Origin of the sequence: Streptomyces sp. P17 (genome assembly GCF_032436805.1) — a bacterium.
Classification (GTDB): domain Bacteria; phylum Actinomycetota; class Actinomycetes; order Streptomycetales; family Streptomycetaceae; genus Streptomyces.
In genome coordinates, this window is record NZ_JAVRBF010001175.1 from 1 (window position 1) to 253 (window position 253).

General features: G+C 62.8%; 1 protein-coding gene. It reads right to left on the reverse strand.

From position 1 onward, the window contains the following. The coding region (locus RMT89_RS44330; protein WP_315889418.1) for a hypothetical protein at positions 1-253 on the reverse strand (253 nt) is incomplete at both ends.

Genomic DNA, 253 nt, shown 5'->3' on the forward strand with positions numbered 1-253 from the left:
TGGTGCCGGGGAGTTGCATCTTAGTCGCGATCTGATAGGCGAGCGCAGCGGCCCATCCGACAGTCATACCCACCTCGGAGTTCTCCGCCTCACAGGTACGCACAAGCCGTTTCTCTTCGCCCACGATCGCGCCCTCAGCCGGAGGATTCGCTGTCGAGAGCCCGAAATACGAGATCGGGAAGCCCGTCGCCGCCGACATCTCGATCGCATACGCCTCCTGGGCGGCGCGGAAGTTCTTCAAATCGGAGGCGGT